Genomic DNA, 5,903 nt, shown 5'->3' with positions numbered 1-5,903 from the left:
TGGGCCGCCGGGCGGAGGCGGTCCCGGCGGGCCGGGCGAGCGACCATCGGGGCCGCGCCCGGATGGCCGTGCGTACGGGCCCTCGGCGTAACCATAAGCCCACAGCGGCACCCAGCGCGGATTGCCGGCGTTGTCGTCGCTGGTGTAGCGCGCGCCTTCCGGGGTGACGCACTCGTACATCGGCTGCGCAGGCTGCACGGTGACGATGCGGAGTTCGCGCTGCGGCAGCGGCGCCGGCGAGGCCTGCGCGCGAGCCGGATCGGTGCTGATGGTGGTGGTCGGCCGCGGCGGCGGATCGCGTGGACGCTGCATGTCCAGCACCTGCTGCTGGCGCGCGTTTTCGCAGGGGGCGTTCTGCAGGCTGACCGCGCCGGAAGCGGCGATGCAGCGATAGATGCGCACTGACGCATTGCTGCCGTCGCTGCTGACCGTCTGCGTCTGTTGCGCCCAGCCGGCACCGATCCAGGGCGACAGGCTCAGCAGCAGCAATGGGCGGAGAAGGAGGCGCATGCGCGCATCTTGCGCGCCTTGGGCAGCCAGGGAAAGGGTGGTGGGTGTGCGTGATTCAGGGCGCGTGGCGTCGCGGCAGTGCTGCCGTGTTGATCTGTCGCTGCGAGGCTTCGCCGTACCCTCATCCGCCCCTGCGGGGCACCTTCTCCCGGTGGGAGAAGGGAGAAGCCAAAGCCCCTCTCCCGTCGGGAGAGGGGTTGGGGTGAGGGTCCGGCGCGCGAAGCGCCCGCGTGGTTCCATCGCGCCATTGCCGCCAGACGCCGACGCGGCGGAAGACAGGCGTGCCGCGCCGAAGAGCAGCGCCTCAGGCGCGCAGGATCTCGCCGCTGGCGGCGTCGCGGATCGGGGTGGGCTGGGCCAGGCCGCCGGTGTCGCCGTCGAGCAGGCCGTCGAGGTCGCCCAGCACCAGCGGATCCAGTTCGCTGCGCTGCCGTGCCGGCGGCTCGCCGCCGCGGTTGGCACTGGTCGAGACCAGGGCGCCGCCCCAGGCCCGGCACAGGGCGGCCACCAGCGGATGGGCACTGATCCGCACGGCGATGCCCTGGTGCGCGCCGGTGATCCAGGGCGGCGCATGCGCGGCGGCGGGCAGGATCCAGGTATGCGGTCCGGGCCAACTGGCCAGCACCGCGGCCAGCCGGTCCGGTGGCAGGGCCGACAGGTCGAGCAACGGGCGCAACGGGTCCAGTTCGGCGGCGACCACGATCAGGCCCTTGTCCACGGGCCGCTGCTTGATTCGCAGCAAGCGGGTCACGGCGGTCTCGTCGTGCGGATCGCAGCCCAGGCCCCACACCGCTTCGGTGGGATAGGCGATCACGCCGCCCTTGCGCAGGACGGCGACGGCATGGCTCAGGGACAGGTCGGTCATGCGCGCATCATGCGGCACGTCGTCGTCTAAGGACAATGAGGGTCGGTTGGGCGGGACTCGGGATTTTCGCAAGTCTCCGGCCCGCCGCTTTTCTGTGGGAGGGGCTTCAGCCCCGACGCCTTACCGATAAAGCGTCGGGACTGAAGCCCCTCCCACAGAAAAACCGGGTTGTCGCGGATCTTCAGGCGCTGAGAGACGCCGTCGGCACCGCGAGAAGGCGGCTCGGCGCCCGCGCTCGTACTATTCGAGGGGGTGCATCGGGCCGCCCTGGGCCATCCGCAGAGCGGCTCAGCCGCCCTTGGCCACGGTCTTCTTCGCCGCCTTCTTCACCGCTTTCTTGGCGGTTTTCTTCGTGGCCTTCTTCACCGCCTTCTTCGCCGCCGGCTTGGCCGGGGCGTCGGCCGCGGTTTTCTTCGCCGCGCTCTTCTTCGGCGCGGCTTCCTTCTTGGCGGCGGCCTTCTTGGCGCCGAAGCCCTTGCGCACCGGCTTGCCGGTTTCCTCCAGCAGCTTCTGCACTTCGTCCAGGCTCAGCGAAGCGGGCTCGCGATCCTTGGGGATCTTGCCGTTGAGCTTGCCGTCGCTGATATACGGGCCGAAGCGGCCGTTGAGGACCTGGATGTCGCTGCCGGGAAATTCCTTGATGATGCGGTTGCGCGCGATCTCTTCCTTCTCCTCGATCAGGAACACCGCACGGGCCAGATCGATGGTGTAGGGATCGTCTTCCTTCTTCAGCGAGGCGTAGACGCTGCCGCGCTTGGCGAACGGGCCGAAGCGGCCGATGCCGACGCTGACCTCCTCGCCCTGGTCCTGGCCGAGGCTGCGCGGCATCAGGAACAGCTCCAGCGCCTCCTCCAGGGTGATGGTGTGCATGCTCTGGCCGGGACGCAGCGACGCGAACTTGGGCTTGTCCTCGGCGTCCTCCGCGGTGCTGCCGATCGCCGCGTACGGCCCGAAGCGGCCCAGGCGCACGCTCACCGGCTTGCCGGTCTTGGGGTCGGTGCCCAGCTCGCGCGCACCGCTGGCTTCGGCGCGGTCGACCGATTCCTTCTTGTCCTCGACCAGTTCCTTGAACGGTTCCCAGAAGCGCGACATCAGCGGGATCCACTCCTCCTCGCCGCGCGAGACCGCGTCCAGCTCGTCTTCGAGCTTGGCGGTGAAGTCGTAGTCCACGTACTGGGTGAAGTGGCTGGACAGGAACTTGGACACCGCGCGGCCGACGTCGGACGGGCGGAAGCTGCGGCCTTCCATCTCCACGTACTTGCGGAACAGCAGGGTCTGGATGATCGAGGCGTAGGTCGAGGGACGGCCGATGCCGTACTCTTCCAGCGCTTTCACCAGCGCCGCTTCGGTGAAGCGCGGCGGCGGCTGGGTGAAGTGCTGCTCGGCCAGGATGCGTTCCAGCGGCACGCGGTCGCCGGGCTTCATCGCCGGCAGCTTGCGGCCTTCGTCCTCGTCCTCGGCGCTCTTGTTGTCCTTGCCTTCCTCGTACACGGCCAGGAAGCCGGGGACCACCACGGTGGTACCGCTGGCGCGGAACACGTGTTCGCTGCCGGCCGACAGGTCGACGCTGACGGTGTTGAGCGTGGCCGGGATCATCTGGCAGGCCACCGCACGCTTCCAGATCAGCTCGTACAGCTTGCGCTCGTCGTCGGTCAGGAAGCGCGCCACCTGCGACGGGGTACGCAGCGCCGAGGTCGGACGCACCGCTTCGTGCGCTTCCTGGGCGTTCTTGGACTTGGTCTGGTAGGTGTTGGGCTGGTCCGGCAGCGAGGCGATGCCGTAGTCGCGGGCGATCACGTCGCGGATCTCGGCCAGTGCGTCCTGCGACAGGTTGACCGAGTCGGTACGCATGTACGAGATCAGGCCGACCGTGCCTTCGTCGCCGATCGCCACGCCTTCGTACAGCTTCTGCGCCACCTGCATGGTCTTGCGGGTGGTGAAGCCGAGCTTGCGCGAGGCTTCCTGCTGCAGCGTGGAGGTGGTGAACGGCGGCGCCGGGCGGCGCTTGCGCTCCTTGCTGGCGACGTCGGTGACGTGCAGCGCGCCCTGCGCGGCCTGCTGGATGCGCAGGCGCGCAGATTCGGCGGTGTCGCCGTCGGTGATGGTGAACTGCTCGAACTTCTGCCCGTCGAGCTTGATCAGCTTGGCGTTGAAGTGCTGCGAGGGATGCGCGCAGTCGGCGGCGATGGACCAGTACTCGCGGGCGATGAAGGCTTCGATCTCCTCCTCGCGCTCGACGATCATGCGCAGCGCCGGCGACTGCACGCGGCCGGCGGACAGGCCGCGCTGCACCTTGCGCCACAGCACCGGCGACAGGTTGAAGCCGACCAGGTAGTCCAGCGCGCGGCGGGCCTGCTGCGCATCGACCAGGTCGCCGGCGATCTGGCGCGGTTGCGCCATCGCTTCCTTGATCGCGCGCGGGGTGATCTCGGTGAACACCACCCGGTGCAGCGGCTTGCCCTTGAGCAGCCCGCGCTCCTGCAGGATCTCGGCGATGTGCCAGCTGATCGCCTCGCCCTCGCGGTCCGGGTCGGTCGCCAGGTAGATGTCTTCGGCCGCCTTGGCCGCCTTGGCGATGGCCTCCACGTGCTTCTCGTTCTTGTCGATCAGCGCGTAGCGCATCGCGAAGCCGTCGTCCGGATCCACCGCGCCTTCCTTCGGGATCAGGTCGCGCACGTGCCCATACGAGGCCAGGACGTGGAAATCCTTGCCGAGGTATTTGTTGATCGTCTTGGCCTTGGCGGGCGATTCGACGATGAGCAGGTGCTTGGACATGGCGGGTCGGGCTTCGATGGGCGTGGGCGGACGCCCTGGGGGCGGTAGGGTGGCGCAATTGCTCCGGTTAGTGAAGCGTTGCGGTCTCGCAGAGAAGCCGACGCCCGGGATGGAACCCCCGGGCGTTCAGCTACGGCGCTTATTTATTAGTGGGCATGTCCGGCGCCCGCTGTCAAGCCGGCGCCCGCCGGCCGGGCAGGCGCGCAGGCGGCAGCGGGGTTCCCGGAGCCCGCCGGACTCAGTGCCAGCCGCCCTTGGCGGCCACGCCGATCGCCAGCACCACCACCAGCAGCGCCGCTGCCGACAGCAGGCCGAACAGGGCCAGGATCACCACGGTGACCGTGCCCAGCTTGCGCTGCTGCCATTCCGGGTGGTCGGTGTAGGCCCACTTGTCCACCACCAGGGTGTCGCAGAGCATGTCGTGCAGGGCCTGCTTGCGCTCGGTGAAGGCCGCCATCAGCAGGCCGATGCCCAGGGTCAGGCTGCTCAGCATGAAGCCGAAGTAGCGGCCCACGCCGCGCGACACGGTGATGCGGCTGCCGTCGGTGCGCACCACCTTGATGCCGACCGCCATCTTGCCCAGCGTGGCCTGCTTGGTGGAGGCGTGGAACAGGCCGTAGTACAGCGCCGCGATCGCCATCGGCAGCAGGTACAGCAGGAGCAGCATGACGATGCCCGCGGCGGTGCTGAAGTCCGGCTGCTTGCCGAAGCCGGTGATCCCGAAGAAGCCAAGCATCACCACGAACTGGATCACGTTGGCGACGATGCCGACCAGGAACGCGTCGATCAGGTAGGCGGCCACGCGTTTCCAGAAACCGGCCTGCACCACCTCGCCGCCGCCGACCACCCGCGCGCCACCGTCGAGCACGGCGCTGGGCGCCGCGTAGGGCGACGCCGCCACGGCCGGCGCGGGCGCGGTCCAGGCGTCGGGGACGGTCGCGGCCGGGGGCGGAGGAGGAGTCTCTCCGTCAACCTCGGTGGGGGCAATCGCCGGCGCCGGCGCCTGGGTCAGGCCGAGTTCGTCGACGAACTCGGCCAGGGTGCGCCATTCGCTCAGGCCCTCGCGCCAGACCAGGGTGGACAATCCGATCTCGCCGCGCTGGAAGCGCTGCTGCAGGTCGGCGGCCGCTAGCGGCCCATGGCGCTGCTGCGCTGCGTCGGCGTAGTACCACTCAGTCATTCTGTTCCCCGGGAGTTGCAGTCGAAAACGGTGCGCCGGTCAGCCGCCGCGGCAGTGGACCGGCAGAACGCGATCGTCCAGGTCGGAACTGCAGTTCCAGGCGGACGTGCGCTCATCGTAGTCCAGCCACAGCGCTTTGCCATCCAGGCGCTTGTGGTCGGGCAGGTGCAGGGTGGCTTCCAGGCCGCAGTGGCCGTTGTCGAAGCGGCCGACCCGCACCTGCGCGATGGTGTCGCCGGCATAGCTCTGCGGTGCGCCGAAGCCGGTGTCGCCGTTGACCGCGCAGCGGTGCTCCTGCGCATTGAAGGCGGCGATCTGGTCCTTCAGCGGCGCCAGGTGGTCGAGCGCCTGCGCGACCTTCGCGCGTGCCAGGTAGTCCTGGTAGGCGGGCAGGGCGATCGCCGCGGCGATGCCCAGGAACGCCACCAGCAGCACGCCGACGATGGTGCCGACGATGGCCATGATCGCGCAGCCGGACAGGCCGCTGCGCGGCGCGGCGGCGGCGGGGCTCCCGGGAGCCCCGGGAGCGGCCGTCTGGAGCGGTGGCGGCAAGGGCGGCGGGGTGGGGGCGTC

At 69.5% G+C, this 5,903-nt stretch carries 5 protein-coding genes; all 5 read right to left on the bottom strand.

The window, feature by feature from the left end:
- On the bottom strand, positions 1 to 510 hold a 510-nt coding region (locus D588_RS0103125), incomplete at its 3' end, for a hypothetical protein (protein ID WP_026143315.1).
- A gap of 304 nt (positions 511 to 814) precedes the next feature.
- Positions 815 to 1,375: a Sua5/YciO/YrdC/YwlC family protein gene (locus D588_RS0103115; RefSeq protein ID WP_017914937.1), complete on the bottom strand. Its 561-nt coding sequence runs from the start codon at positions 1,373 to 1,375 to the stop codon at positions 815 to 817.
- Positions 1,376 to 1,663: 288 nt separating this feature from the next.
- Positions 1,664 to 4,150: a DNA topoisomerase I gene (locus tag D588_RS0103110; RefSeq protein WP_017914936.1), complete on the bottom strand. Its 2,487-nt coding sequence runs from the start codon at positions 4,148 to 4,150 to the stop codon at positions 1,664 to 1,666.
- A 238-nt stretch (positions 4,151 to 4,388) separates the two neighbouring features.
- Entirely contained in the window at positions 4,389 to 5,330 is a 942-nt protein-coding gene (locus D588_RS0103105; protein ID WP_017914935.1) for an RDD family protein, read from the bottom strand.
- Between the two features lie 39 nt (positions 5,331 to 5,369).
- Positions 5,370 to 5,792, bottom strand: coding sequence for a pilin (locus D588_RS0103100; protein WP_017914934.1), 423 nt, complete (start codon positions 5,790 to 5,792; stop codon positions 5,370 to 5,372).
- Positions 5,793 to 5,903 lie beyond the last annotated feature (111 nt).

It is taken from the genome of Xanthomonas sp. SHU 308 (genome assembly GCF_000364645.1).
Taxonomy (GTDB): Bacteria; Pseudomonadota; Gammaproteobacteria; order Xanthomonadales; family Xanthomonadaceae; genus Xanthomonas_A; species Xanthomonas_A sontii.
This window is presented reverse-complemented; position numbering and strand designations above follow the sequence as displayed.

Bases quoted from the DNA above. Each gene is read 5' to 3' on its own strand.
- D588_RS0103115 (WP_017914937.1), bottom strand. From the start codon at position 1,375: ATGACCGACCTGTCCCTGAGCCATGCCGTCGCCGTCCTGCGCAAGGGC.
- D588_RS0103110 (WP_017914936.1), bottom strand. From the start codon at position 4,150: ATGTCCAAGCACCTGCTCATCGTCGAATCGCCCGCCAAGGCCAAGACG.
- D588_RS0103105 (WP_017914935.1), bottom strand. From the start codon at position 5,330: ATGACTGAGTGGTACTACGCCGACGCAGCGCAGCAGCGCCATGGGCCG.
- D588_RS0103100 (WP_017914934.1), bottom strand. From the start codon at position 5,792: ATGGCCATCGTCGGCACCATCGTCGGCGTGCTGCTGGTGGCGTTCCTG.